The sequence below is a fragment of the Paenibacillus azoreducens genome (assembly GCF_021654775.1).
Lineage (GTDB): Bacteria > Bacillota > Bacilli > Paenibacillales > Paenibacillaceae > Paenibacillus_AQ > Paenibacillus_AQ azoreducens.
On sequence record NZ_AP025343.1, the window covers coordinates 6,237,035 to 6,262,321 of the forward strand.

27 protein-coding genes are annotated in these 25,287 nt (G+C 47.9%); all 27 read right to left on the reverse strand.

Going from position 1 to position 25,287, the window contains the following annotated elements; genetic code table 11:
- Nucleotides 1-532: 532 nt before the first annotated feature.
- Nucleotides 533-1,519 (reverse strand): THUMP domain-containing class I SAM-dependent methyltransferase, encoded by a 987-nt coding sequence (locus L6442_RS27775; RefSeq protein ID WP_212978132.1) that lies wholly within the window; start codon nt 1,517-1,519, stop codon nt 533-535.
- Between the two features lie 276 nt (nt 1,520-1,795).
- Nucleotides 1,796-2,737: an MsnO8 family LLM class oxidoreductase gene (locus L6442_RS27780; protein WP_212978133.1), complete on the reverse strand. Its 942-nt coding sequence runs from the start codon at nt 2,735-2,737 to the stop codon at nt 1,796-1,798.
- A gap of 1,033 nt (nt 2,738-3,770) precedes the next feature.
- Nucleotides 3,771-5,180 (reverse strand): deoxyguanosinetriphosphate triphosphohydrolase family protein, encoded by a 1,410-nt coding sequence (locus L6442_RS27785; protein WP_212978134.1) that lies wholly within the window; start codon nt 5,178-5,180, stop codon nt 3,771-3,773.
- Between the two features lie 318 nt (nt 5,181-5,498).
- Nucleotides 5,499-6,662 carry an anti-sigma factor gene (locus L6442_RS27790; RefSeq protein ID WP_212978135.1) on the reverse strand — a complete coding sequence of 388 codons (1,164 nt, stop codon included), beginning with the start codon at nt 6,660-6,662 and terminating at the stop codon, nt 5,499-5,501.
- Nucleotides 6,649-7,164, reverse strand: a complete 516-nt coding sequence (locus tag L6442_RS27795) for a sigma-70 family RNA polymerase sigma factor (RefSeq protein WP_237100105.1) — start codon at nt 7,162-7,164, stop codon at nt 6,649-6,651. Before L6442_RS27795 ends, L6442_RS27790 begins: the two co-directional genes overlap by 14 nt.
- Nucleotides 7,165-7,439: 275 nt before the next feature.
- Nucleotides 7,440-8,333, reverse strand: a complete 894-nt coding sequence (gene nikC, locus L6442_RS27800) for a nickel transporter permease (RefSeq protein WP_212978136.1) — start codon at nt 8,331-8,333, stop codon at nt 7,440-7,442.
- Nucleotides 8,334-8,345: 12 nt separating this feature from the next.
- Nucleotides 8,346-9,350 (reverse strand): ABC transporter permease, encoded by a 1,005-nt coding sequence (locus L6442_RS27805; protein ID WP_212978137.1) that lies wholly within the window; start codon nt 9,348-9,350, stop codon nt 8,346-8,348.
- Nucleotides 9,351-9,367: 17 nt separating this feature from the next.
- A complete protein-coding gene (locus L6442_RS27810; protein WP_212978138.1) occupies nt 9,368-11,035 on the reverse strand; it encodes an ABC transporter substrate-binding protein in 1,668 nt (555 codons plus the stop codon).
- A gap of 590 nt (nt 11,036-11,625) precedes the next feature.
- Nucleotides 11,626-12,597, reverse strand: a complete 972-nt coding sequence (locus L6442_RS27815; protein ID WP_212978139.1) for an ABC transporter ATP-binding protein — start codon at nt 12,595-12,597, stop codon at nt 11,626-11,628.
- Nucleotides 12,594-13,583, reverse strand: coding sequence for an ABC transporter ATP-binding protein (locus tag L6442_RS27820; RefSeq protein ID WP_212978140.1), 990 nt, complete (start codon nt 13,581-13,583; stop codon nt 12,594-12,596). Before L6442_RS27820 ends, L6442_RS27815 begins: the two co-directional genes overlap by 4 nt.
- 1,127 nt (nt 13,584-14,710) lie before the next feature.
- The gene (locus L6442_RS27825) at nt 14,711-15,646 is read right to left on the reverse strand and encodes a glycoside hydrolase family 25 protein (RefSeq protein WP_212978141.1); all 936 of its coding nucleotides are present in this window, start codon (nt 15,644-15,646) and stop codon (nt 14,711-14,713) included.
- Nucleotides 15,630-15,911, reverse strand: a complete 282-nt coding sequence (locus L6442_RS27830; RefSeq protein ID WP_212978142.1) for a phage holin family protein — start codon at nt 15,909-15,911, stop codon at nt 15,630-15,632. Before L6442_RS27830 ends, L6442_RS27825 begins: the two co-directional genes overlap by 17 nt.
- A gap of 20 nt (nt 15,912-15,931) precedes the next feature.
- A complete protein-coding gene (locus L6442_RS27835; RefSeq protein ID WP_212978143.1) occupies nt 15,932-16,213 on the reverse strand; it encodes a hypothetical protein in 282 nt (93 codons plus the stop codon).
- A gap of 245 nt (nt 16,214-16,458) precedes the next feature.
- On the reverse strand, nt 16,459-16,716 hold the full coding sequence (locus tag L6442_RS27840) for a hypothetical protein (RefSeq protein ID WP_212978144.1): 258 nt from the start codon (nt 16,714-16,716) through the stop codon (nt 16,459-16,461).
- Between the two features lie 11 nt (nt 16,717-16,727).
- On the reverse strand, nt 16,728-17,762 hold the full coding sequence (locus tag L6442_RS27845; RefSeq protein WP_212978145.1) for a glycine-rich domain-containing protein: 1,035 nt from the start codon (nt 17,760-17,762) through the stop codon (nt 16,728-16,730).
- 154 nt (nt 17,763-17,916) lie between these two features.
- Nucleotides 17,917-18,048 carry a hypothetical protein gene (locus L6442_RS32895; protein WP_272880289.1) on the reverse strand — a complete coding sequence of 44 codons (132 nt, stop codon included), beginning with the start codon at nt 18,046-18,048 and terminating at the stop codon, nt 17,917-17,919.
- A gap of 50 nt (nt 18,049-18,098) precedes the next feature.
- Nucleotides 18,099-18,533: a hypothetical protein gene (locus L6442_RS27850; RefSeq protein ID WP_212978146.1), complete on the reverse strand. Its 435-nt coding sequence runs from the start codon at nt 18,531-18,533 to the stop codon at nt 18,099-18,101.
- A gap of 12 nt (nt 18,534-18,545) precedes the next feature.
- Nucleotides 18,546-18,962 (reverse strand): hypothetical protein, encoded by a 417-nt coding sequence (locus L6442_RS27855; RefSeq protein WP_212978147.1) that lies wholly within the window; start codon nt 18,960-18,962, stop codon nt 18,546-18,548.
- A complete protein-coding gene (locus tag L6442_RS27860) occupies nt 18,962-19,279 on the reverse strand; it encodes a hypothetical protein (RefSeq protein ID WP_212978148.1) in 318 nt (105 codons plus the stop codon). Before L6442_RS27860 ends, L6442_RS27855 begins: the two co-directional genes overlap by 1 nt.
- Nucleotides 19,280-20,920: a phage tail protein gene (locus L6442_RS27865; protein ID WP_237100106.1), complete on the reverse strand. Its 1,641-nt coding sequence runs from the start codon at nt 20,918-20,920 to the stop codon at nt 19,280-19,282.
- Nucleotides 20,913-21,209 carry a ketopantoate hydroxymethyltransferase gene (locus L6442_RS27870; protein WP_212978149.1) on the reverse strand — a complete coding sequence of 99 codons (297 nt, stop codon included), beginning with the start codon at nt 21,207-21,209 and terminating at the stop codon, nt 20,913-20,915. The genes L6442_RS27865 and L6442_RS27870 overlap by 8 nt, the downstream gene beginning before the upstream one ends.
- Entirely contained in the window at nt 21,206-21,796 is a 591-nt protein-coding gene (locus L6442_RS27875; RefSeq protein ID WP_212978150.1) for a putative phage tail protein, read from the reverse strand. The genes L6442_RS27870 and L6442_RS27875 overlap by 4 nt, the downstream gene beginning before the upstream one ends.
- Nucleotides 21,789-22,868, reverse strand: coding sequence for a baseplate J/gp47 family protein (locus tag L6442_RS27880; protein ID WP_212978151.1), 1,080 nt, complete (start codon nt 22,866-22,868; stop codon nt 21,789-21,791). The genes L6442_RS27875 and L6442_RS27880 overlap by 8 nt, the downstream gene beginning before the upstream one ends.
- Nucleotides 22,861-23,265 carry a DUF2634 domain-containing protein gene (locus L6442_RS27885; protein ID WP_212978152.1) on the reverse strand — a complete coding sequence of 135 codons (405 nt, stop codon included), beginning with the start codon at nt 23,263-23,265 and terminating at the stop codon, nt 22,861-22,863. The genes L6442_RS27880 and L6442_RS27885 overlap by 8 nt, the downstream gene beginning before the upstream one ends.
- Nucleotides 23,262-23,636 (reverse strand): DUF2577 domain-containing protein, encoded by a 375-nt coding sequence (locus L6442_RS27890; protein ID WP_194230643.1) that lies wholly within the window; start codon nt 23,634-23,636, stop codon nt 23,262-23,264. The genes L6442_RS27885 and L6442_RS27890 overlap by 4 nt, the downstream gene beginning before the upstream one ends.
- Nucleotides 23,636-24,613 (reverse strand): XkdQ/YqbQ family protein, encoded by a 978-nt coding sequence (locus L6442_RS27895; protein ID WP_194230644.1) that lies wholly within the window; start codon nt 24,611-24,613, stop codon nt 23,636-23,638. The genes L6442_RS27890 and L6442_RS27895 overlap by 1 nt, the downstream gene beginning before the upstream one ends.
- Nucleotides 24,610-25,284: a LysM peptidoglycan-binding domain-containing protein gene (locus tag L6442_RS27900; protein WP_306436678.1), complete on the reverse strand. Its 675-nt coding sequence runs from the start codon at nt 25,282-25,284 to the stop codon at nt 24,610-24,612. Before L6442_RS27900 ends, L6442_RS27895 begins: the two co-directional genes overlap by 4 nt.
- Nucleotides 25,285-25,287: the final 3 nt, after the last annotated feature.

A 25,287-nucleotide genomic window follows, 5' to 3' on the forward strand; every position in this document is an offset into this window, starting at 1 on the left:
TTTTCCATCCTTCTTTTGAGAATGAATAAATATTTGAAATTTTGGAATTAGTTTCATGGTGAATAATAAAACGAACAAATACTTGCTATTTTGGAATTAATTTCATAATGGATCATATTACGGGTCTTTGAACAGTGGCATTATGAAATGGATTCTTGAATTCGCTTTTTGGATTTAGCAAAATCCTACATACAAAAATGACTGGCTGTGTTCCATCTGAAAAGTTGCAAAAGTGCATCTATTTTAGCGTTCCAGGCAATTATGGCTAGAAAGCTTGCAAAAGTGCATCTTTTCCCCAGCTTTTAGACATAAACAGACTTTTCATGGTCAAATGGATGTACTTTCGCAACATTTTTGCATTCAACGCTAGAAAATGCCTGAAAAGGATGCACTTTCGCAACATTTTTCCTTTTCACATGGGATGCGCTCTCCCAGCATCTTGGTAAAAGCTGCTTTGCAAGTTTGCCTTGCGAATTAGAGATGTAACAGAAATAATGCAGCGTTCCGCCCCCCCCAGGCACATCGCTAAACATCAGCCCTCGCATAACCAAACATGGCGCACGAAGTTCCCTTTCCATACACTGCATTCATCCGTGATGCGGTAACCCGCTTCCTCCACCCGAATCCGCACATCCTCTTCCGTCGCCACGATCACCGAACGCGGCGCCAATCGGCGCAGGCTGGTCAGCATCCGCTTCTGTTCGTCCACGCTAATCACCGAACAAAGATTATACGGCATGTCCAAAATGGCCGCATCGAAGCGCCCTTCCATTTCATTCATGTCTCCAAGTATCACCAGGTCGGTCGAGTACCCATAATGCTTCAGATTCGTGCGTGCTCCGCGGACGGCCAACGGATTGATATCCCTGCCACGGATATCGATTCCCATCGACAACGCTTCAATCAACACATTGCCCATGCCGCAGCACGGGTCCACCGCTCTAATGCCTTCCGTATGCGGTGCCATGATGTTGACCAGCGACCTGGCCGTCGCCACGCTGAGCCCAGTTGAGTAATTTTGCGGCTTATGGATATGCAGGCGCCAAGCCCGCTCCGGATCATGACAGATCCCAAGCAGCCAAGTTCCCTGGACGGAAATCAGCCCCAGCGTCACGTCGGGTTTCTTCATGTCGGCTTTGCCCTTTATCCGGCTCCCGATATGCCGTTCAAGCGCCCTCTGCTCCTCATAAGAAAACGGGTCCCCGGATTTGAGATACGTTACTTTAAACGTGCTTCCTTCCGGAAGCAATCGGGTAGAACGGACACGCTCCGCAATATCACCAACTGAATCCCCGATCAGCTGCACATCCATCCGTCCGGATAGGAACGGGCTGCGGTCAGGGCTGATTTGCCGCCGGCTTATTAGCAGCGAAGGCGTTTGGAGCAGGAGCATCTCTTCACCGCTAAACAAAGCCCTCAGCTCCATCCGGCACAGCTCGGCTTCCGTCTCATGGCTCGAATACGTATAAAGGTACATCGGGCTGGGGTCTCCCGCTACTTGCCGCAATCTCTCTTTCATATCATTATTGCATTCCTTTCTTTGCGAGGCCTTCCCGGGAAATTTAGCAGCTTTCGAGCTATATAAATTGAACCAATGATTTGCACGGATGGAGGCAGCCGGGTGAAATGTTCTTTCGATCGCTGTTGCTCCCAGATTTCTAAGATTTGAACCTAATCTATGGAAGAAATCCGCTCACAAAGGCGAACGCTCCGCTTCTCTAGAATCATTTCTCCCTCTTGCCCTGTCCTTATCCATTTCTTTAGTTCAACTTATATAGCATCCGGGGCTTTCAGTTCAAGCACCAAAACAGCAGGAAGCCAGCAGACGGTAGGAATACAATCTTTTCTGGTAATCCTCGATAGGCGTAAAGACGAGCAGCTCGCTGCAGCCGCTGGACTCCGCCAACCGGCTGAGCCGTGTCCGTACCTGTTCGGGCGTTCCACAGACCAGGCGATCACGCGGTTCTGCACCGCCATTCCCGCTGCTCTTTTCCGGTCCGGGGAGCTTCGCGGACAGCAGCAGCCGCCCTGCCTCTTTTTCCGTTTCTGCGCAAATAACGGCGATTGCGATCATCGTTTGCGGCTTGTCCTGCCGGGAGGAAGGACAGAAGCTCTCACGGTACGACTGCAGTACCTCCGCTCCATCGCGTTCGCTCATAAACTGCCCAAAAACATATCCGGTGCCGTATTCGGCAGCAAACCCGGCGCTTTTGTTATTAGTCCCCAGCATCCATACATCCGGCTGTGTTTCCGGGACAGGCCTTGCCTGTACCGGGTGGTCTTCATATACAAAGCGGTCTTCCAACAGCTTCATCAAAGCCCTCATCTTCTTGGGCATATCCGCTACGTTCTGCAGGAAATTGCCGCTGAGCGCCATGGAAGCATGAGCAGATCCGCCGGGTGCCCTGCCGACGCCCAGATCGATTCTGCCCGGATACAGCGCAGCCAGCATGCGAAAAGTTTCAGCGATCTTCAGCGGACTGTAATGGGGCATGAGCAAAGCGCCGGTTCCAAGCCGGATTCGGTTCGTTTTGGCCCCGATATGGGCGAGCAAAATCTCCGGCGAAGCGCAGGACAAATGCTCCAGATCATGATGTTCAGCCGCCCAGTAGCGTTTATAACCCCATTTTTCTGCGAAAACCGCAAGATGCACTGCCTCAGATAGCGCAGTTTCATAGGAAACCTCGCCTATTTTCGGCACCAAGTCCAACACGCTTAAACTGATCCCTGTCATCATTTCAGACTCCCTCCCAGGCGGCCGGCAAAAATTAATTCTTTTGTGGATATTCATTAACCGTACGATCCATATATTGCTTGATTGAATCCATTTCTGTAATGAATAAATACGGTTATTGGAACAATTAACTATGATTCTTGGAAGCCGCTTTTGGATTATGGCAAAATCCCTGTGTATTCGGACACCCGAATAAGGGAATGGATCTTTTTCTAACGGACACCATGGACGTTAATTCGCTTAAAATGGCGGCTTTTAAAATGTAACGGACACCACAGCGCTTAATTGCCCCAAAACAGCGCCGAAAGAGACTTTTTCACAAAATAGGTGCATCTGTGTCCGTTAGAAATCAAAATAGTCGAAATTGACCTCAATAGCGGCCGCTGTGTCCCTTAAAGTTTTGCCATGAGTTCACGGTTATGATACGAACTATTGAACCCCCATACCCTTGAAAGGGTGGGATTCTTAGCTATATAAGTTGAACCAATGATTTGCACGGATGTAGGCAGCCGGGTGAAATGTTCTTTCGTTCGCTGTTACTCCCAAATTTCTTTGATTTATACTAAATTCATGGTTGAAATCCGATCACAAAGCATATGCTTACGATGCTAGCTTTCCTTCGGAAAGCTTTTAGGCGAACGAAACATATGCTTACGAAGCAGCTTTTTTTCAAAAAGCTTTTAGCTTCTCCGTAAATCTTTCTCCTAGGTTCAATATTCTAAAATGGTTCTCCATTAGAATGTTGAACCCTCTTGCCTATTCCTTATGCTTTTCTTTAGTTCAACTTATATAGTTAACGAACACATTTTGTTCTAGGGCGCATCTTTAAACCTAAGTTAGCCATAACAAAATAGAGGGCAACGATAGAAAGGCAGTTAGCTTATCATAGCGACTAGCCAAAGCTTATCATACCGAGTAGTCAATCTGCCGCTAATTGCTTGAGCATGTTGAATAACCATTCCACCGGATGGCGTTCTTTAGAGCCGCAGTCGCAATTTCGCCGGATTTGGGATGAGATTGCCGTTTGAAGACAGCACTAGTCCAGATCATAAATGGATCCTACTTTCAGTCCGTACAATTCATTGAAGATTTTTTCCGCATAAGCATCCGTCATGCCTGCAATGTAGTCGATCACCATATGCTCCCAAGTCCAAATCGGCTCCGGACCGGCCTGGTCCTTTTCAAAGCGCTGCAGCCAATCGGACGGAATGATGGACTTGGACGTCACCGGATCCAGAAAAGCGTCCCACAGATGTTTGATCATCCATTCGCTCCGTTTTTGCAGGCGCTGCACGCGGAGGTCGCGGATCATCGTTACCCAGGCAAAGCTCTTCAGGACGCTGACCGTACGCAGCATATCCAAATCCTCTTCGTTACCCTTGATAAACGTTACCTTTTTCCAATCGCCATCCGGGATAACCCCCAGATTACTGACGAAAAAGCTGACCCAAAACGCCTTCACCTCACGCCGCGTCCGCGAATAGTCCCGTTCGCAGATGGGCAGCTTTTCATTCCAGACCTGCAGGAACGCGGTCATGACCTCCTCTACCTTCAGGCGGATGCGCTCCGCATCCCATCCCGTCCAGAAAGAGTCCTCCAGCGTCATGATTTTTTCGATGATCAGGCGGATGATATAAGGATCATGGAGAAAATGCTCATGCACTTCGATTTTGCCTGCTTTGATGCCGTCCTCCAGATCATGCGCGGAATACGCGATATCATCGCATAAATCCATCAACTGCGCTTCCAGCGTTCTTTTGCCTGAAGGAATTCCCCAATCCTGGCGTATCTCCGAAATATAACTCCATTCATGGCGGTATAAGCCTTTTTTATTCTGCGTGCCCGGAAACGGGTACTTGTTGATTCCCAGCAAAACCGCATCGGATAAGTTCAGTCCGTCCACGTCTTCACGTTTTTCCAAAAACATGATCAGCCGGAAATTATGCGAGTTGCCCTCAAAATGCTCGTATTTATGCCGCATGCGCAGGCGAACATCATGTACCTGCTGCGAATTCATATATAAACCTTCAACGGCTTCTTTGGTTTTATCTTTGATGAGCTGATCCAAAATACCGTCCAGCACCTCTTCGCCCTTATGCCCAAAAGGCGGATGCCCAAAATCATGGGCGATTGCCGCGCATTCCACCACTTCAGGATCAATCACAAGCCCCGGATTGTCGGCCGCGTCTTCGGTGACTTCGGGATAAGCGCGCACCAGGCTTTTGGCCGCTTCGCGCGCGATCTGCGCCACTTCAAGCGAATGCGTAAGGCGCGTCCGGTAATAATCGCCGGTTCCCGCTCCGAAAACCTGTGATTTGCCCTGAAGGCGACGGAATGTCGGCGAATGGATCAGCCGCGAGTAATCCCGCTCATACGTTGCCCTGGAAGTATCCTGCCTGGTCTGTTCAGGGTACTGCCGGTGTTCTCTTTTTTCTTTGTTATTCATGTACAGCACTCCCCTGCTCCAGTTTTGCGATTTGGGCTCAAGATCAATACGGTCTTCTTCACTGCTTTACTTTTTATCAAGTCTCGTGATGTTGTTGAGCCATTATTCATTATAAGGCATTCAGGTCCCGCCTGTCCCGGCTGCAACTTGAAATCCACCAATGCTCCGGAGCGTTTTCTTCATTCATTTTTGCCAGTCTATGGATGAAACTTCCCCTAATGGCGGTTTTTGCAAAGAAGGTTTTTTGTGGAACAAAAAAATCCGCTCAATAGGCTGCATGCAGTCTGCTTGAGCGGCTTTATCTTATCCGGCTAAACTTCACTCTTCTCCCGTCCAATTCCATAAAGCAACTTTTCCAACACGTATGGCGGACACGGCAGGATCTTCCTTCAGCTTGAGGATTTCCTTGGTTGGACCGGTGACGACGGCACCGTAAATCTTCACGCCGTTTTTCTCCACATATTCCAGCGACTCTTTCATATCGACAAATGGAATGAGACGGCTTGCGGCCATTTTATGCTCGGCCAGGATACGAAGGCTTTTGATAAAGTTCTCGTCTCTGATCTTTGCGGAGCCATATTGTTCAATGGCAGGATATGAAGTCGTTTTCCTCCTTTCTCCCTTTGTTACCTTACCATCTCCAGGATGCCAATTCGGATAGGCGGGAAAACCAATCGGGCTTGTAATTATTGGGTCGAAGCCTTTTTTCCCTTTCGCCATTGCCTCCCCATGATCCACGGCAAACCAAAGCGGCTCAATCTGTTTACCCTCAAACAACTTGAGAAAGTCTCCTGTCGGGTACAGTTGTTTATAAGATACATAGGCTTCAGCTACCGTCCCTTCAGGCAGTTTATCCAGTCTTTTCCATTCCCTGCTGCTGTCGATGGATTGGTCCGAGGGAAAATAGAAGAATTTATTGTTGGTTTCTTGATCCGACCAGGCAAAATCATAGGTTCTTAACCAGCTAAACAGAAAATTGCCCGATAAATCCCCAACCTCCACCCGTTCATCCCCGACGCGTTTGGTCATTTTGCCATTCAATTTCAGATTAAAGTACATGCCGCTATTGCTGCTCATATAAACGCTGACATTAGGGTAACCGACGGCTATCGCCGATTCGACCACATCCTTGAGGACATCGTTTACATCCGGTTCTCCGGCTGAAAAATAAATCGCGCTGCCGATCCCCGACAAAAACGTAAACCATATAAACAAACTGAACAACGTCAGCAGCGTGCCGAAACGAAACTTCCACTTTCCCTTGCGCAGCAGCTTCGCTTCCCGCTTATGGATTTTTTCCTCCCGTGCGGTTAACGCTTCTGGTTTCGTCCCCTTACCTTCTTCGCTGCCCATCATTTCATCCAGATAAGACTGGTAAAGCTCCATCTTCTCCAGTTCCCGCTCCAGCTCCGCCCTTTCCTCGTCCGCCAGTTTGCCGTCCTTGTAATCCTGCAGTTTCCGTTTGAAATCATCGGTCATCATGTTCATTCCTTTCCTTGGCCTTTCTCAGCTGCTGCCTCGCCCGAAACAGCAAAATTTTAAAATAGGACAGCGTAATGCCCATAATGTCCGCGCTCTCTTGATATGAAAAATGATGCAAATCATATAAAACCAAAGCCTGTTTTTGCAGCTCGGGCAGCTTGGCAATCCACGCCATCAGGAGGTTATGGCTTTCTTTTTGGATCAGAACCGATTCTGGCCCTTTCCCGGCATCATCAGGCAATCGGTGAAAAAAATCATCCGCTGAGGCAATGCTGCGGCGTTCTTTGCGTTTCATATCGATAAAAGCATTGTAAGCCACGCGAAACAGCCAAGGCTTAACCTTCTCGTCCCTGTAATTCTCCAGATGCAAATATGCGCGGTAAAAGGTTTCCTGCACCAAATCCTCCGCGGCAGCATCATCTCCGCAAAGGGTCCGCAAATATCGGTATAGGTCCGGCATATATTTCCGGTACACGCTTTCGAGTGTGCTGCGCTTCATCATTTGATCCCCTCAACATAACCACGTTTCAATCCGGAAAAAGTTACAGTCTTTCGGGAAAATAATTCATTCCGTCATCGCAAGTTTCTTCTTCCATTCTATCAGGCTGTTTCATGCATACCGTCAAAAAAGAAGAACCGCCTACGGCGTCCTTTTCAAGGACGGTAAGCGATTCTGCGAGAAATATAAGATGTATATGCGAAGCTTATTCTTTCATATATTTTGAAAAAAGCAGCCTCCCCCTCTTCAATGAGGTAGAAGACCGCTGTTTATCTTGATTAATGTTTCATTCTTGGATCCAGCACATCACGCAAGCCGTCGCCGAGCAGATTGAACCCGAGTACGGTCAGCATAATCGCTCCACCTGGAAATATCACCGTCCACGGCGCCTTCTGGATAAATTGGCGGGAGTCGGACAGCATTTTTCCCCATTCCGGTTCCGGAGGTTGGGCGCCCAGCCCTAAAAATCCGAGCGCTGCCGCTTCGATGATCGCCGTTGCGATCCCCAGCGTGCCCTGCACGATAATCGGCGTTAAGCTGTTCGGCAAAATATGGCTGAACAAAATACGCATGTTTTTCATTCCGATGGCTTTGGCTGAGAGGATGAACTCTTCATTTTTTAGACTGAGCACTTTCGCTCTGACCAGCCGTCCATAGGTGGGAATGTTGACAATGGCTATCGCGTACAAAGCATTTTGCAGGGATGGTCCGAGAATAGCTACGATCGCGATGGTAAGCAGGATGGCCGGAAAGGCGAGTATAATATCAAACAGCCTTGAAATGATCATATCCGCCCATTTTCCGAAATACCCGGCTATAATGCCGAGCGCCGTTCCCGCCACGATCGAACCGATCACCGAAAACAATCCTACCCATAACGATATTCTTGCCCCATACATTACCCGGCTGAATATATCGCGTCCCATATCATCTGTCCCAAACCAATGAGTGGAGGATGGCGCCTTCAGGCGATCCATCAGCTGCTGCTCTTTATAATCGAAGGGAGCGACCAGCGGTGCGATCAAGGCGATGACAATAAATAAAAGAATGATGCAGAGACCCATCACCGCGGTTTTATTTTTGTGGAACGCTCTCCACGCATCGCGCCAGGGGCCCGGCACCTCTTCCGCAGCTGGAGCGGCGGCATTTGGGTTTACGGTTATTTCTGCCATTGTTTCCTCCCCCTATTTGTATTGGATACGCGGATCGATCAAAGTGTACAGCAGATCCACAATCAGATTAATGACAATAAACAGGATAGCGACAATCAGGATGCCGCTCTGAATGACCGGGTAATCCCGGGAACTGATCGCTTCGAAAATATACCGTCCTACTCCCGGCCAAGCGAAAATGGTCTCGGTCAATACGGCTCCGCCCAGCAGTGAGCCTGTCTGCAAGCCGATAACGGTGAGTACCGGGATCGAGGCGTTTTTCAGCGCATGTTTGTACACCACGAAAAATTGGGACAAACCTTTGGCTTTGGCTGTGCGGACATAATCGGATTTCATGACCTCCAGCATGCTGGAGCGTGTCATTCGGGCGATCACCGCCATCGGAATCGTTCCGAGCGCAATGCTTGGCAGCACCAGATGTTTCATGACCGTCCACAGCTGATCCCACCGCCCGGCGATCATGGCATCAATAACATAAAGGTTCGTAACGGCTTCTACCGGATCACGCTGGTCAAATCGACCGATCGACGGCAGCCAATGCAGTTTGATCGAGAAAATCCACTGCTCCATCAGCCCAAGCCAGAATATCGGCATGGAAACCCCGATCAAGGCGATGATCATCACAATGTAATCAAACCAGGAATTTTGCTTCCAGGCACTGATAATACCCGCGTTGATGCCAACAAATGTGGCGAACAGCATGCTCGCAATCGTCAATTCAAGTGTGGCAGCGAGATACGGCAAAATCTCTTTCATAATCGGCTCTTTGGTTTTGATCGATTTTCCGAGGTCTCCTTGCACCAAATCTCCCAAGTACGTAAAATACTGCTGCAGCCAGGGCTTATTCAGCCCCAGCTGCTCCCGCAGTGCCTCTTTGGATTGTTCGGTGGCTTTTTGGCCGAGAATCGTCTCCGCCGGATCACCCGGAATGGCATGAATAATGGAGAACACAATGATGGTCATGCCGATCAGCACCGGAACCAGAATCAACAGGCGTTTCAAAATATATGAATTCAAAATAAATCACCCGCCGGTTATTCAAAGTAAATGCTGCTGTAATACTCCGTTCCGGTTGGAGAAGGCACGTACCCTTTCAAGTTGGCTTTCGCCGCCAAAACTTGCGTCGCATACACAAGCGGAATCCATGGAATATCTTTTTTGATGATTTCCTGCGCTTGTTTGTACAGCTCTATGCGTTTGTCTTGGCCCACTTCCTTCTGGGCCTCGATCAAAATCTTGTGAAGGTCTTCGTTTACGTAGTAACTGCGGTTGTTGCCAGGAATTGCATCCTTATCAAGCAAGGTGTACAGGAAGTTGTCCGGGTCGCCGTTATCTCCATTCCAGCCCATCATGTAAATATCGTCTTTAACGCCTGCTTTTGTATCATCCAGATACGTTGCCCACTCCGGAGATTGAATGTTCACCTTCACACCGATTTTCTCAAAATCGGCCTGAATCGCTTCCGCCACTTTTTTACCATCCGGCATATAAGGACGGGATACCGGCAGCGCATAGAAGTTAACTGGATCCGGCAGTCCGTTCGGATAACCCGCTTCAGCCAGCAGCTTTTTAGCTGTATCCAGGTTGTAGTCATAATCCTTGATGCTATCGTTATACCCCCAAAGTGTAGGAGGCATCGGGTTCACGGCCGGAGTGGCTTGTCCGGCAAAAAACGCATCGATAATGCCCTGCTTGTTAACCGCGTGGCTCAGGGCCTCTCTGACTTTCACGTTGTCAAAAGGTTTTTTCTTCAGGTTGAAGCCAAGATAGGCGAGGTTAAAGGGCGGACGGTCGATTTTCTGCAGATCGCTTTTGCCTTTAAGGGCGGACAAATCATCCGGATTCAAATCTTCCATAATGTCGATTTCACCGTTTTGCAGCGCATTAAAGCGCGCGGTGTTGTCGGGGATGGACCGTACGATGACTTTATTCAGCTTCGGCAGTCCCGGCTTCCAGTAGTTCGGATTTTTCTCGAGGGTAATGGAGTCGTTCCGCTTCCACTCTTTGAATACAAAAGGACCCGTACCTACCGGCTCGTTTTTAAAATTCTCTTTTTTCTCCTTGACCGCCGTCGGGCTGGCGATGCCAAAGGAGGTCATGGCGATATTTTGCAGGAACGGGGCCTGCGGATTTGCCAGCGTAAATTCTACCGTATTCGCATCAACCGCTTTGACATCCTTGATGACACGGGAGCCGTCCGGTCCAAACTGGGAATCATAGTAATCGAAGGAATCGCCTTCAAACTTGAATTCGCTTTTCGGATCGGTCCAGCGCTTGAAGTTGAATACGACAGCATCCGCATTAAAATCCGTACCATCATGGAATTTCACGCCTTGGCGCAGCTTGAACGTATACTTCAGACCATCCGGGGATACCTCCCAGCTTTCGGCCAGCGACGGCTCCACCTCGGTTGTCCCTTCTTTATACTGCAGCAGCGAATCAAAGATCTGATGTCCGATTTTCAGCGACTCGCCGTCGGTTACGATGGCCGGGTCCAGTGATGCGGAGTCTCCGCCGCGCCCGAATACGAGCGTATCCTGCGTTTTTTTATCCTCCGGCTTCGGTTCTTCTTTTTTCTCGGTGTTGTCCGTTGTTTTGGGCGTTTCGGTTGCCTGATTTCCGTCACTTTTGCCGCCGCATCCCGCAAGCGCAAATACCAGTATCATCGTCAGTGCCAGGAAAACGCTTGTCCATTTCTTCATTGTTTTTTCCCCTTTCTTTTGTGGCTCAATACATAAATTAGTACTTGATATGAAGCGATTGGAGCGCCGAACCCCCAGATCGTTTCGAAGGTTTGCTGTGTTATATAAGTTGAACTAATGTTATGAACGGATGGAGGCAGCCGGATGAAATGTTCTTTCGATCGCTGTTGTTCACGGATTTCTATGATTAAAGCTCATTTATGGTCGAAATCCGCTCACAAAGGCGAACGCTGACGCTTCTCCAGAATCATTTCCTCCTCTTGCCTATTCCTTTTCTTTTCATTTAATCAACTTACATTGCTTTCCTGCCGAAAGCTTTTAGGCGAACACAGCATACGCTTCCGAAGCAGCTTTTTTTCAAAAAGCTTTCAGCTTCTCAAGAATCGACTCTGCTTCCTGCGCTCCTTCCGCTTCTCCTGCTTCTTTTCAAAAACTAATTTCAGAGAGTTGAGCCTCTTTTCATCACGGTTAAATGTTTATATGCGGACTCTGCTTTTCACAGGTAAGAGAAGCCTGCCTTTGCAAAGCCTTCAAGCAGCAGCTAAGCCGCATTAAACCGAAATTGTCGCTTGCCAGTGGCATCAGTATCGCTAAGGTGCGTACAAATGGCATGCCGTCAGATGCCCATCCCCGGTATCGAGAAGCTGAGGGCGAACCTCGCTGCAGATTTGCATCGCCTGCGGACATCTCGTATGGAAAGCGCAGCCTACCGGCGCATTGGCCGGGCTCGGCACTTCCCCTTGCAAAATAATCCGCTCCCGCTTCAAATCCGGATCAGGTTCCGGCACGGCTGACAGCAAAGCCTGGGTGTAAGGATGCCGCGGCGTCTCGTATAAACGCTGTTTATCCGCAATTTCAACGATTCGTCCGAGGTACATCACCGCCACGCGGTCGCAAATATGTTTGACCACGCTCAAATCATGCGCGATAAAAATATAAGTCAGCTTAAATTCGGTTTGCAGATCCTGCAGCAGGTTAATAACCTGGGACTGGATGGATACGTCCAGCGCCGATACCGGCTCATCCGCTACAATCAGTTTGGGCTGAAGCGCCAGCGCCCGGGCAATTCCGATCCGCTGCCGCTGTCCCCCCGAAAATTGATGCGGGTAACGGTGCAAATGCGTCCGGGTCAATCCGACCACTTCAATCAGCTTGGCGATTCGCTGCTGCCGCTCTTTGCGACTCGAAATTCCATGCACGATCAGCGGTTCTTCTAAAATGCGCTGCACAGAGTGGCGCGGATCAAGCGAAGAAAACGGGTCCTGAAATACGATCTGCATATCCCGCCGCTGCCTTCGCATCTCCTCTGAGGACAGCTCCGTAATCTCCCGGCCTTCGAATCGGACGTTGCCGCCGCTTGGCTCGATCAGGCGCAAAATGGAGCGCCCCGTCGTAGACTTGCCACATCCCGATTCGCCCACCAACCCGAATGTCTCGCCGCGCCGGACGGAGAACGAAATGTCGTCTACGGCTTTCACCTGCCCCACCGTTTTGTTCCACAAACCTTTCCGGATCGGAAAATATTTTTTCAGATGCTCAACCTCAAGCAACGTATCATTCATACGGCATCCTCCTGTCGGTTTTCATGCAGCCAGCATCTGCACCGATGCCCGGATTCCTGCTCCACCAGATTTGGCAGCGCTTCCAGGCATTTCGGCATGACGCTCGGGCAACGCTCGGCAAAGCGGCATCCCTGCATATTTTTGCTGAGGATTGGAACATTGCCTGGAATAGAATACAACCGAGCCCTGGTCTCGTTCATGCGCGGCACAGATTGAATTAACCCTTGCGTATAAGGGTGTAGCGGCCTTTTGAAAATATCGCGTACGCTTCCCTCTTCCACCACTTTGCCTGCATACATCACCGCAACCCGGTGGCACATCTCCGCAACCACGCCAAGATCATGTGTAATCATCATGACAGCCATACCCTGCTCTTCGTTCAGCCGCCGTATCAAATCCAGAATCTGTGCCTGAATGGTCACGTCAAGCGCCGTTGTCGGCTCATCGGCAATCAACACATCGGGGTTACAAGTGATCGACATCGCAATCATCACCCGCTGCCTCATGCCGCCGGATAGCTGATGGGGATACTCATCAATAATCGACTCTGCCCTGGCAATACCCACCTTTTTCAGCATTTCAAGCGTCAAAGCTCTTGCTTCCTTTTTGGTGATCTTTCTGTGCTCCCGAATGGTTTCCACAATCTGATGCCCCACCGTAAACAGCGGATTTAGCGACGTCATCGGTTCCTGAAAAATCATCGAGATGCAGTTGCCGCGTATTTTACGCATCTCCCGTTCACTCATCGCCGTGATATCCTGATCTTTGAACAGGATCGATCCGCTAACGATTTTGCCCGGCGGACTCGGTACCAGCTTTAGCACCGACAGCGAAGTGACGCTTTTGCCGCAGCCGGATTCCCCAACGACGCCAAGCACCTCACCCGGATTCACATGCAGATCGACGCCGTCAACTGCCGGAATCTCGCCGCGATCCGTGAAAAAATGCGTCCTCAAATCCTTGATTTCGAGTATGGGTTTGTCCATGTAAAAACTCCTTTGGGTTTGTGATAGTTTTGAGATTTATAGAACAGATTGAACAAAAAAGAGGTTAGCTGTAAAATGATCGGCTGTTCCCAATTGCGTGCAGTGGCGGACCTCTATCATGCAATTCACATCGCGCGTTGGAAGCTACGCGATAGTGAGGGATTGGTTGACCGTGTCTGAAAGAGCAAATGAAGCAGCCCGGTTGCTGCTCTAATACGTTTTCAGCTTCGTTTTTTAAATCCGTTCCGGATATGATGCGAGTGACCGCTACAGCTATGAAATTGTTGCTTCCGAACTTGCTGTTAAAGGTCGCTTCCCCAAAGTTACAGCGCTTAAAGTTACAAAAGATACAGGATATCTCCTTAGTTCATGTCAGCTTGAATGAATTCAGCTTTGGTTCAGGCGAATAGAGCGAGTGCAGATAATAGGCAGTAAATAGTGGTGTAAGATTGTGTTGTGAGTCACAGAAATAAAAACCGACTTTTTTTGTGCGTAACTTGAAAGATTGTTTGGTAGAATAGTTGAATGTGCTTGCTACGTAGAAGTGTGTATCGAGTTATAAGATCGATTGTTTTATTGAAAATATCGTTGTTTAATAAAAAACTTTACTACAAGATTCAAGCTCTTTCAAGAAAAATTTTACAAATTTTATAAAAATATTCAGACAAAAAATCCAATTAAATAACAAAAGCGGACAACAAAAAACAGGAAAACACAAAATAAGGGACCGTTCTCGGGCTATATTTTGCATTTTGCGAGCTGATTCGTTGTGATTTTACAAGCTTTAAGGACGATTTTGGAGAAGATAATGTTTTGGAATAAAAAGGGGGCGGAGGTAGAAGTTTGAGGTTTTTTGCATGAAATGAGTGTTTTTTAGGGGAGTGTGGAGATAGAGTGATGAGATAGATATAGGGATTATTTGGGATGTTCGTAGTTCGGAAAAGCTTGATATAGTCTTGATCGGACAAAAATGGAGGAATAAACCTATTGATTCTGCAGCCGCGGTATATGCCCTATCTTATTATTCTACTTTTAAAAAATAGAATCTCCCCTGTCCAAAAAAAACTGGCAGGGGATTTATTATACAATCGAGATTTGAGAAGTCTCTCTTTTTAAGCACCAAAATTTCATGCTTTCAGCTTCCGAATCGCTGCCAAAATATCAGGGTCAAGAAGTCCCATGTTATACATCATTTGCAGCGCCGAAAGTTCCGGAACGGATTTATCCGCCGAGGTTGCAATTGCCTCTACGCCTTTTTGTTTACCGGATATCACCGCAGGTTCAGCCCATTTTGGCAAAGGCTCCTTGCCGGACATGTTCAGCTTTTTCTCCAGCGCTGTGATTCTCTTTTCCAGTTCCGCGACTGTTTCCATCGGTTTTTCACGCTCCGGTGATGTCTTTTTTCCATACTTTGCTCTTAGTTCAGCAGCTGTTCCGGCAAACTCATTCAAATCAACAGGTCCGCTGATCCCCGCCACCTTGCGGTCTCCATTTGGTAGCGTGCCACCGACTTGTCCGTCGCTGTACTGCCAAAAATCCCAACTTTTCCAGCCGGATGCATCCACTGGCGCCTGATTGCTGTAGCGGGCAATCCATAATGGATAATCGCTTAGTCCGCTAAAATTGCCTATAAATGCCGGATAGGTGTACAGCATGGGCGTAACCCCGGTCAGCCGCCGGATTTCTTCTAAAAAGGCTTTGGCATTAGCGGTAAGGGTCGCTTTGGATAAATTCTGCTTGTTGCTTTCATAATCCAAAACAAAAGGCAGTTCAAATTCGTCTGCGCCCCCAGCCGTCTGAATCGCTTGATAAAAAACTTGCGCTGCGGCTCGGGCCTTGTCCGCTGTCGTCACCGCATCGTCCATGTAATGATATGCGCCAACCAGCAGCCCTGCGGCTTTAGCGCCTTTAACGTTAGCTAAGAATTGGGGGTCTATTTTGTTTTGGGTCGCTTTGATGAAAGCAAACGAGATTCCGGATGCTGCGACTTTGGGCCAGTCAATGACGCCTTGCCAATGCGATACGTCGATGCCTTGGGCGTTGCTTTTATTTCGGGTTTGCATTATGTTCCTCCTTTTTTGTGGCTTGTTTTACAAGTTGGTTGCCATAGACAGCAAACGCGCCTGTGAGCACGCCTTGAATCAGTGCTTCTGGTCCAAAACCAAGCATCCATACCGTGATCAGCACCGCAACCAAAGTCACGATATATACAATCGTCCAATCAGGTATACGCGGCGTTTGTTTAAGGGCATATCCGACAACCCAACATAGAGCGACGACGACTAGCAATCTGGTATCGATTAGTTCGTAAATGGTGTCCCAATTCATGTATATCATCCTTTCACATGTTATTTTTCTTCGAGCTTATCCAGCCGTTTATGGGCCTGCTTGGTTGATTCCTCAACCCGCGTGACCCGTTCGGACAACCCGTCTACCCGCTGCCCCTGCATACGCAGATCCACCTTGATATCATCAACACCGCGTTTGATATACTCGACATCCGTTTGCAGCGTTGCTCCGGCTTCCACTTCTTTCGTCATGTCCTCTTTGACTGTTCTGGCCCTCCCTAGCCAACCCAGCGCAATGCCACTAATTGCGGACACCACGGCAATCATTGCTTCCCATTCCATCCCGTCACCTCTTAAAAAGTAATGCCCTCGAATTGGCTCCGAGGGCATAAAAAATACGCCTATGCGGCGCTGTCTGTTTGTTATGCAGTTGCTATCAGGTCGGTTCGATCTTTCTCCGTTAAATATGAGTCAATTCCGACCTTAAGATCAAGACGCTTAGCAAGCATGAATGGATAGGTGTACACGCCGTCGATAATACGCTGCCCCATATAGAGTCCCATTACTGCGCACCTCCAAGGATCATGTCATCCATTGCTTTTTTGCATTAAAGCAAGCTGCTCCTCCAAATCTTTAACGCGCTCGGCGTCCGTAGGCGGACGGTCAACCTCTTGCCAATAAAGCGCCCCGGATGCAGGATCTCGCATCAAGATTAAATCTTTCCTGCCTTCAACCTGCGGTTTCTCGGGCAGGTATTCATAATCGATCCCGTTTGGTTCAAGTTCTTCGATTCTCCGAACAAGTTCATTGCCATCTGCATTTGGTTCTGTCCATATTCTAAACATTTCAGTCCCCCTTACCAAGTAATGATCACCATACCGTCTCCACCTTTTCCACCGTTATAGTTTGTAGATCCATAATATCCTCCGCCTCCACCGGCTCCAACGCCCCCGTTTCCACCAGGCTGGCCGGAACGGCATCCCCCTCCGTCACCACCTTTATAATATATTCCTGGGCCGCCAACGCCAAACGACACTTCTAGTCCCATGTCCCCTGGCGAACCTCCGCCTTGTCCTATATCCCCGCTATTCCTACCACTATTTCCATCGCAACCTGTGTAACCTGAGATTTGATATGGTGCATATTTTAGTGTGGCTATGGTTCCTATGTTAGGCGCACCATTAATAGGCACGCTAGAATCACCAGTCCGGTATAGATTCCCACCTCTACCTCCATATCCTGAATCCATGGCAGTTCCATGTAAACCGGGGCCCCCACCATAGGCGGTGTATGAGCCTACAGAGGAACTTCCACCTGCTGTCCCACCAAAATCGATATTAAAAGTGCCACCAGCACCACCTTTCCCTACGACGACAGCTAGTTTTTGTCCGGGAACAACTGGAAGCGTCAGCATTAAATATGCGCCTGCTCCACCACCTCCACCAACATTATAGGTTGTAAGATGGCCTGCTCCACCACCTCCACCAGCCCCCCAAATCCTCGCATTTATTCGCGATATTCCATCTGGAACTTCAAAAGTGTATGTGCCTGGGACATTATAAATTTTTTCTCCTGGTGGTACTTGATCCCCCCCTTCACCCTGTAAGATAAAAGCCGAGCCGTCCCAAAACAATGTGTATACACTAGCGTAGAGCTTCGCGTTGTTGCCGTTAGCCTTTTTGATAGGATGTGACGTGCCGTCATTGATCTTAAGTGTTGGTGCTGTAGAACTTGCGGCATTGAATTTTATAGTGAATTTTTGATTTATGTCGATAGGTATATTGGTTGTTATGCTGAAGGCATCTCCGTTATTAGAGGTTGTACCGAGATACGGTACGAGATTTACAATTGCCGATGAATCTAGCTCTTGTAAAGTGATTCCCTTAGCCATGTGTATTCATTCTCCTTTCTACGGTTTAACTATGAGCAAGATTAGTCAGCAATGGCTTGTTTAAGTTCTTTCACTTACTCAGATAATGGTGCATGATATACCTTGTAGCGGCGAATGTGGAAAGGATTAACATTATAGGAGCCAGTCATTACAACTAGCCTTCTGCTAAATGTTCTAGTCCACTGTCTTCAAGAATCTCTTTAACACCCGTCTGAAGAGTTGCCGGAACCTCAGAATATTTGGTCTTGCCCAAAATTACGCGCTGTGCAAAAAACATTGCTATCATGTCCTCGCCTCCTTTCATGTGAGACATGAACCAGTAAAACAGCTTGGTTATCACTGGTACACTTTCTGCGCCATCTCAGCTATGACATCCTCGATAAAGTCAGAACGATCAGAGAGAGCAGTATTTTGAGCTTTCATCAAATTGTTTTCTTCTTGTAGCTTCTTGATCTGCTCGGTAAGTGGTGGTTGTGGCACTGGATCAGGATTTTCTGAATCGTCTGGATCAGGATAGATGAACAGTATCTTCCCTGTCCCCGGATCAAAACACCAACTTTTAGCCTTTGCAAATTCTTCGGCGAATTGTCCAGGTTCAAACGTGGTCATCTCGATAGTGTTCGGGTCTAATTCACGTAACTGGATATAGACATCAAAATCCTCTTCCTTTGTTGACTCAATACCTGCAGCCATCTCGCTGCGCTGGGCAATAATATTCCCTGTCGATTTCACCCAAAAAAATCTTCTTCCAAGCGGTTTAATCTCTCCCATGGTCCATCCCCCTTAAACACCAATTACAATATAGGTATATTTATTTCCGTCTCTAGCATCTTCGGATAGTTCGAAATTAATAAAATTTGACCCAAATTCGACTGATTTAAAGTAAATAGTTTTTTCAGCGGTGTCTACAAAATTGGTTTTCAGTACATTTAGCAGAGTTTTAGTTAATAACGAACTATCAACCGATAGTTTTAGCGCAATTATATATCCATAGGTATACGAATTCATGATTTGATCAGATGCCAGTCTATAATAATTGTAATTTCTAACGTTTAGTAAAAGGATCAAGGGTTTAAACGGTAAATTGGATATTGTGCCAATGGTTGTTGCAGATAACGTACCTTCTGCAGTTTGTAGATCCACCCTTTTTTCATCATCTAACCGATACCGATCCAAACGATAAGCATCTATACTAGGCATTACACATCCACCTCACGGCCGGAGATGTAATAACTTACATCTAATTTTAAACTCACGCTGATTGTAATTTTCTCACCTGATTCTATAATCTGGTCTATATAAGGAATCGTAATTGTGTCGTATCCTTTTATCTTGTGTTGTTTAATAATATCCGTGTCAGCAAAAGTAAGTGATAAATCAATGTCCTGATTGGACATATTGCAAAAGGTCATTGCTTTAATAAAGGTCCTTTTCCCCGAAGGTACTTGATAAATAGTTAATGGTGAGTAGTCGCCATTTATTTTCCCCTTCGCCAGTCTCTTACTTACATCAGCCAATTATAACGCCCCCCATCTATTAATGTTTTGAATCTGATCTTGCAGCCCAATAACCCGATTTATCGGGACAGAGTCTACCGCCAACACCGCACCATTTATTGCACCTTCAGGGCCAATCGGGACATTCTTCAGAACAAGCATTGTCACCTCTGACGTAGCGGCCACGCCAGATAATAGGGTTATCTTCGCTCGCTGCGTGACTTTTCCATCTTCATTCCGAACAGTGTTAGTCACGGTGTACTGAGTCGAATCCAACACAGCCCGGTTAATCGATATTAGTAAGGTATCCGTGTTAGCGTCGAAAAGATCAAGCGGGATCTCGAATACCTTCTGATTATCGGCTGTAGCCGTTACCTTCAGTGGATAGCTGACAAGTTTAGGAATCCCGGTTTCTGTAACCAGGCCGATTTGCTGGTCGGTGTAGGATTTCGCCCCAAGAGCTGCATCTTTGACCGCCTTTTCAGTAGCCGCTACCGTCTCCCGCGTGCCATTAGTTTCATTGGAGAGCTGCACAATCCCCGCCTCGGTTAAAGATGCAGGAGGAATGTGTATGTTGTCTACAATATCTGATAGTGATGACGTTTTAGCATTCAAACTTTCTATAGCGCTTTGTATGTCCTTTTCCGCTACTGCTTTGCTGTCTAGGAACACGTTAGAAGCCCTAACCGCTGCACCTACGCTGCCAGATGTCATCACTCGGTTGTCCTTACCATCGTTATTTATAGCCACAAACAAGCCATTACCGTAGCAGACAGACCACAGGTTAAGTCCAGGTGGACTACTCTTGCATGTCCAATTGATCCCGTCGGGCGACGTCATAATCAACTCTGAGCTAGAATACGCCACAGCCACAAACAAGCCGTTACCATAGCAAACAGATTTCCATTGACTGCCCGCTGCACTTCGTCTAGACATCCAGTTAATCCCATCAGGCGAGGTCATGACCTGGTAATCAGCGATATTGTCTGCTACAGCTACGAACATACCGTTACCATAGCAAACTGTATTCCAATAGTTGTTTGCAGCACTTTTCCTGGTGATCCAATTGATACCATCGGGTGACGTCATCACTCTGTCATCTGTACCTGAAGTAGCTACAGCTACAAATATACCGTTACCATAGCAGACTGAGTTCCAACTGTTAGCTACCGCGGCTGATCTAACTGTCCAGTTGACCCCATCAGACGAGGTCATAACCCGGTCACTGGGACCCGAGTTAGCTACAGCAACAAACAACCCATTACCGTAGCAAACTGACTTCCATTGACCGACTACGCACTTCTGAGCCGTCCAGTTGATCCCATCAGGTGAGGTCATAACTGTACCCGATGTGCTAGATACAGCAACAAATAACCCGTTGCCGTAGCAAACGGATCGCCAGTTGTCATCGGATGTGCTCTTTCGAGCCGTCCAGTTGACACCATCAGGTGAGGTCATAACCCGGTCACCGGTACCGGAGTCAGCTACAGCAACAAACAACCCATTACCGTAGCAAACTGATGTCCAATTATTGTTTACTTTACTTGCGCTAGACGTCCATTTTGAATAATCTGGTCCTTTGAGGCTGTTAATCTCATTGCCAATGTCATTTAAATCACTCGGCTTAACTGTGTCTTTTAATGTCCAATCTGTCCTAGCCATTTTGTTTCAAAGCCTCCCTTACATTAATCGTCTCAAGCAGCAATGTGTCAGAATAAATTGGGACATATACGTTATTTGAGGTAATTAATTTATTGTTGCTGTCCTTTATATCTATCTTGGTGATAAGTGACATGGATTTAACTGGGACAATGTACTGCATGCCTACTGTTGATTCTGTCACTTCTTTGATTACAAAGTCTTTGATTTCGACTGTATCATTAAGCACAATTTTAGCGATTCGATTAAATGTATAAGTCGCAATATCCCCAAGAAACGATTTTTCAATCATTTAACGACCACCTCCTGACCTAAATCCGAAAATGACTTTTCGCCAAGCAACCATGACCCATCAAGTGTGTAATTCCATGTGATGGTCTGCGTGGATATATGCTCGTCAAGTTCAATTACATCCTCCAAGGATGTTTGTTGCCTATAGATCATATTGGCAGGCTTTATAACCTCCACTGTACGGCCTACCTCTTTAAATACCGCAGCATTGTCGATGTTGGCGGTCACTATCAGCAAGTGGTTCTTCAGATCACGGGAGACAATTGCCTTTCCTCGTCCAACTAGGATATCCAAAAGCTGTTGCAGGTAACGGATCGTAAACGGCGGCTTGGTCTGATACCGGTTGAGGATTCGCCGGCGGCGGAAATCCAGTGTTTCGGTCGTCGGATCAGCTTGGATACCGAGCATTTTCTCCCGCCGCTTAATTGCCTGTAGTCCGGATGTCATGACAAATTGGTCATCAAAAAGCTGATTAAACGCATCCTCCATCAGATTGAGCTCGATAGTCTCAGTAACGGCCAGCCCTACAAAATCTTCGATATTTCCGTAAAACTCGGGCAAATGTTTAAGAATTCGAAGATCAGCCATGAATCGTCACCATCCCTAGCTGTGGCACCTCGTCTGCGCCAAGTGTCAGATTTGCCGATGACCCGTTTACGGTTGTGCCCGCAACGTCCTCAACGCCCGCCACCGTCAAAATACGCGCATCGATCTGTGCTGTCCGGACGACGAGCTGTTGTTGCAGGAACCAGTCCTTCCGAAGCTCGATCAGGTAAGAAGAAATGGCGGCTTCGACATCCGTCTGTAACTGACCAGGGGTGACGCCTGTTGCAAGCGATAGCGTCGTCTCGACATTGATAGGTAGGCCCGTGACGCCAGCAATCGTCACCACGTGGTCGATTGGAGCCTGACCGATTCCCTGACCCCTGTTAACAGTCGGGTCCATGATGGTCTGCACCTCATCGATCAAAGTCTGCGACGGTGGCGTCCAGTCCGCCGCGATGACGGTGCATTTAACCGTACCCCCGCCCTGCCAGACCGGATAAACTTTGGTCGCGCCGACGCCCGGGATGGCGTTGATCCGCTGCTTATAATCAGCGACATTGCCGCCAAAAGCCGGCTCATTGACGGCCGCATAAAACCGTTGCCGCAGCTCATCGTCTGGCTCATCGTCTTCGCCTGGAACCAGGACTTCAGCCAGCACCGCCCGGGATAGGCTGGCCACATAGTCGATCGGCAGTATCGGCCCAAATTCTTCATTGCCGACCGTTCCCGGCGTTTCGCATGCCATTTTGAACGTTCCGGTGCTGATCTTTTCTTTGACGACAAAGGTCAGGTCTCCTATGGAATACCGGCCGCCCAATGGAACGTCCATGAGCGCATTGGCCGAATTATAAAACAACCCCTTGCGTTCCGCCGGCGTCGCCCCGAACCGGAGGACGCCAAATTCGGCCGTCCTCCGGCTCAAATACTCGCCACTTGCCGTATCGACAAAGGACAAATTGTAATTGATATCCAGCTCAATGTACATCTGAGCTAGCTCAGCCGCAGCTGGCGCACAAGCGTCGTAAATGACGCTGCCCTCCCTTTTGTCAATCGTATCTGGCACCCGGGAGAGCATACGCTCCAAAATATAATCATAGGTCATATACTCATACATTCCAGTTCACCTCCTGCTCAAAACTTCCATAAATCGTAACCACCGTAAACCGGATGGTCAACTGATCGCCCGTTATCTTGGCCTCAACATCCTGAACCGAATCGATCCGATCGTCTGGCAAGAGCGCTTCCTGGATCATCCGTTTCGCCTCGGATTGGACGAATTCAGGGCTACTGCCAAACAGAAGCGTCAACTCGTGGCCGTAGTCAAATGAATAAATGTCGTACCAAAACCGGTCGGTCTGAAAAACCTTAAATACAGCTTGCTTAATCGCGTCCAGGCCATCTGTTTTCCCAATAATCCTGCCTTTATCAAAATCCAATTGCCATGTTAGAGACGGCAGCGGTTGATCATCCAACGACTCGTCCAGTAAATTTTCATCTATTTCTGGGATCATGATGTGCCCACCATCCTATCTAAAATGATGTATTGTTGTCCGCCCTGAACCCGGAGCAGAAGCAACTTATCCCCGACCTCAAGCCCCCTCCGGATCACAATCGGTTTCTCAGGAAGTGCGGGCTTGGTTTGCTTTGTGTTAATCCCGCTTCCGCTATCATCCGTATATTCGTGACTGTGATGAAGATTGATTTCAAAATGGATCAGCGATTCAGGCACAAGCAAAAAATCCGCTGGTAACGTAAATCGTTGATCAACGATTACCTCCAGCGGATCGGCCTTACTTACCTCCCCGAACATTATGGCAGTCGGGCTGCCAGCAGCCATAGCATCCATAGCGGCTTTTTTCAACGTGTTTAATAAATCAGCCATTACACCACCCTCAAATCAAGCGTCATCGTGTGCTCCGTGCCTGCAAAATCATGAGAGCACTCGTCAACGAGCAGCGCCTGATCCACTCCGTATTTTGAGATCACAATCCGGACGCGCATACCAGCACGGATCCGAATATCCCCGATCGCATTAACCTTTAGGGTCTTCGTTTCTCGGTTCTTGAGCTTAGCCAAGCTGTTCAGGAGCTCGCTGATCTGTGCCTTGTTCATTTCCTCATCAACCGACTGGTAGAGCTGCAGCACCCCCCAGCGTTTGATATTAACGCTGTCCTTAGCCATGTAAATCTCACGTTTACCCGTATTTTTATTGTCCTTATACAGCTTGATCTGGTTGTAAGTATCGCTATCAATGGAGCGACTAACCTGATAGTCGTACATCAGGCTGTCGTCCCCAACAATCAGGTCCAGTTTCATATCGTTAACGCCGCGTAGACACAGTGCGCCAAAGTCATCATACAGGCAATAATCTCTTCCAGTATTGGAGTAGGTCAGCGTAATCGCCTTGCAGATGATGTCCAGCAGCTTCTGGCCATCCTCAGACATTGTCGGAATTTTGTATTCGGTATTGGCAACGGTGCCAAGCTTAAGCCCGAAATCTTTGGCGATCCGCTGAAGCACTTCCGTCGCCGTGACACCCTTAAAGACGTAGGTGTCGGTATTCATCAAATAGCGGATCTGATCATATGCCGTGATCTTAACGGCTTCGTCTCGCCCTTCATCGATCGAGAAGATATACCCGTGGAAGATATTCTTGTTATCGAACTGAACGCGGATAATGTCACCATTGTTATAAGTGAATTTGGCGGTCTGAACGGGGCGGATCATAGTAAATGACAAGCTACCGGCCTTGCCTATACGGGTTGTTTTCCAACTGAGGTTTCCTACAAGCTCGCTGATGTCCCATTCAGCGTCAGTACTGGCGCCTTGCCGATTGATAAGTTTTACGGCCACTGTCATGGTAGCTTCAACACCTTTCCAACCGGCAATTTTTTGAGCTCGAAATCCTTTATACCGTTGAGCTTTTGGATCTCCTTCCAACGGGATCCGTCCCCAAGCTTCGTCTTGGCCACTTTCCAAAGCGTATCGCCAGCAACCATAGTGTAGGTTTTGGGTTTTTGTTTATCGTTTGGACGAGCTGCTGTCTTTGTCTTTTGTTGTACCTTACCGCCACCGTTCGTTGCCTGCTTCACGATTTTTTTGGCAGCATAAAACACATATTTCTTAAGCTTAATGTCATATTCAATGTCCCCGCCGCTGCCAGCGACTTCCTTCCATGTAAACGACTCGATGCTGGCTGGCGTATTGATATCATAGGTGTCCGACGTAAAAATAAACCTGATCGGCTTTTTCGTTGTCATCCATTTTTCAATCATCTTGATATATTCGACCGGATGCAATAGATCCTTTATTGTCAAAAAATTATACCGTTGAGCCGGAAACAAGCCGCTGAAACTGTATTCCGTCAGCTCCCGATCTTTAATCACGTTGACCTGGCCGAGTCCGACCACATCATAAGTGTTCCCTTGCCCGGACTCACTGATCTCGATCTCAGAGGGGTTAATTGGGAGCTGCAGGACCTCCGCCTTATTATTGAAACTTAATTCAACACCATATACTCTCATCATCATTCT

Excerpts from the sequence above, each read along its gene's own strand:
- L6442_RS27775 (WP_212978132.1), bottom strand. The coding sequence starts at position 1,519 with ATGAAAGAGAGATTGCGGCAAGTAGCGGGAGACCCCAGCCCGATGTAC.
- L6442_RS27780 (WP_212978133.1), bottom strand. The coding sequence starts at position 2,737 with ATGATGACAGGGATCAGTTTAAGCGTGTTGGACTTGGTGCCGAAAATA.
- L6442_RS27785 (WP_212978134.1), bottom strand. The coding sequence starts at position 5,180 with ATGAATAACAAAGAAAAAAGAGAACACCGGCAGTACCCTGAACAGACC.
- L6442_RS27790 (WP_212978135.1), bottom strand. The coding sequence starts at position 6,662 with ATGATGACCGATGATTTCAAACGGAAACTGCAGGATTACAAGGACGGC.
- L6442_RS27795 (WP_237100105.1), bottom strand. The coding sequence starts at position 7,164 with ATGATGAAGCGCAGCACACTCGAAAGCGTGTACCGGAAATATATGCCG.
- nikC (WP_212978136.1), bottom strand. The coding sequence starts at position 8,333 with ATGGCAGAAATAACCGTAAACCCAAATGCCGCCGCTCCAGCTGCGGAA.
- L6442_RS27810 (WP_212978138.1), bottom strand. The coding sequence starts at position 11,035 with ATGAAGAAATGGACAAGCGTTTTCCTGGCACTGACGATGATACTGGTA.
- L6442_RS27815 (WP_212978139.1), bottom strand. The coding sequence starts at position 12,597 with ATGAATGATACGTTGCTTGAGGTTGAGCATCTGAAAAAATATTTTCCG.
- L6442_RS27820 (WP_212978140.1), bottom strand. The coding sequence starts at position 13,583 with ATGGACAAACCCATACTCGAAATCAAGGATTTGAGGACGCATTTTTTC.
- L6442_RS27825 (WP_212978141.1), bottom strand. The coding sequence starts at position 15,646 with ATGCAAACCCGAAATAAAAGCAACGCCCAAGGCATCGACGTATCGCAT.
- L6442_RS27830 (WP_212978142.1), bottom strand. The coding sequence starts at position 15,911 with ATGAATTGGGACACCATTTACGAACTAATCGATACCAGATTGCTAGTC.
- L6442_RS27835 (WP_212978143.1), bottom strand. The coding sequence starts at position 16,213 with ATGGAATGGGAAGCAATGATTGCCGTGGTGTCCGCAATTAGTGGCATT.
- L6442_RS27840 (WP_212978144.1), bottom strand. The coding sequence starts at position 16,716 with ATGTTTAGAATATGGACAGAACCAAATGCAGATGGCAATGAACTTGTT.
- L6442_RS27845 (WP_212978145.1), bottom strand. The coding sequence starts at position 17,762 with ATGGCTAAGGGAATCACTTTACAAGAGCTAGATTCATCGGCAATTGTA.
- L6442_RS32895 (WP_272880289.1), bottom strand. The coding sequence starts at position 18,048 with ATGATAGCAATGTTTTTTGCACAGCGCGTAATTTTGGGCAAGACCAAA.
- L6442_RS27850 (WP_212978146.1), bottom strand. The coding sequence starts at position 18,533 with ATGGGAGAGATTAAACCGCTTGGAAGAAGATTTTTTTGGGTGAAATCG.
- L6442_RS27855 (WP_212978147.1), bottom strand. The coding sequence starts at position 18,962 with ATGCCTAGTATAGATGCTTATCGTTTGGATCGGTATCGGTTAGATGAT.
- L6442_RS27865 (WP_237100106.1), bottom strand. The coding sequence starts at position 20,920 with ATGGCTAGGACAGATTGGACATTAAAAGACACAGTTAAGCCGAGTGAT.
- L6442_RS27870 (WP_212978149.1), bottom strand. The coding sequence starts at position 21,209 with ATGATTGAAAAATCGTTTCTTGGGGATATTGCGACTTATACATTTAAT.
- L6442_RS27875 (WP_212978150.1), bottom strand. The coding sequence starts at position 21,796 with ATGGCTGATCTTCGAATTCTTAAACATTTGCCCGAGTTTTACGGAAAT.
- L6442_RS27880 (WP_212978151.1), bottom strand. The coding sequence starts at position 22,868 with ATGTATGAGTATATGACCTATGATTATATTTTGGAGCGTATGCTCTCC.
- L6442_RS27885 (WP_212978152.1), bottom strand. The coding sequence starts at position 23,265 with ATGATCCCAGAAATAGATGAAAATTTACTGGACGAGTCGTTGGATGAT.
- L6442_RS27890 (WP_194230643.1), bottom strand. The coding sequence starts at position 23,636 with ATGGCTGATTTATTAAACACGTTGAAAAAAGCCGCTATGGATGCTATG.
- L6442_RS27895 (WP_194230644.1), bottom strand. The coding sequence starts at position 24,613 with ATGACAGTGGCCGTAAAACTTATCAATCGGCAAGGCGCCAGTACTGAC.
- L6442_RS27900 (WP_306436678.1), bottom strand. The coding sequence starts at position 25,284 with ATGATGATGAGAGTATATGGTGTTGAATTAAGTTTCAATAATAAGGCG.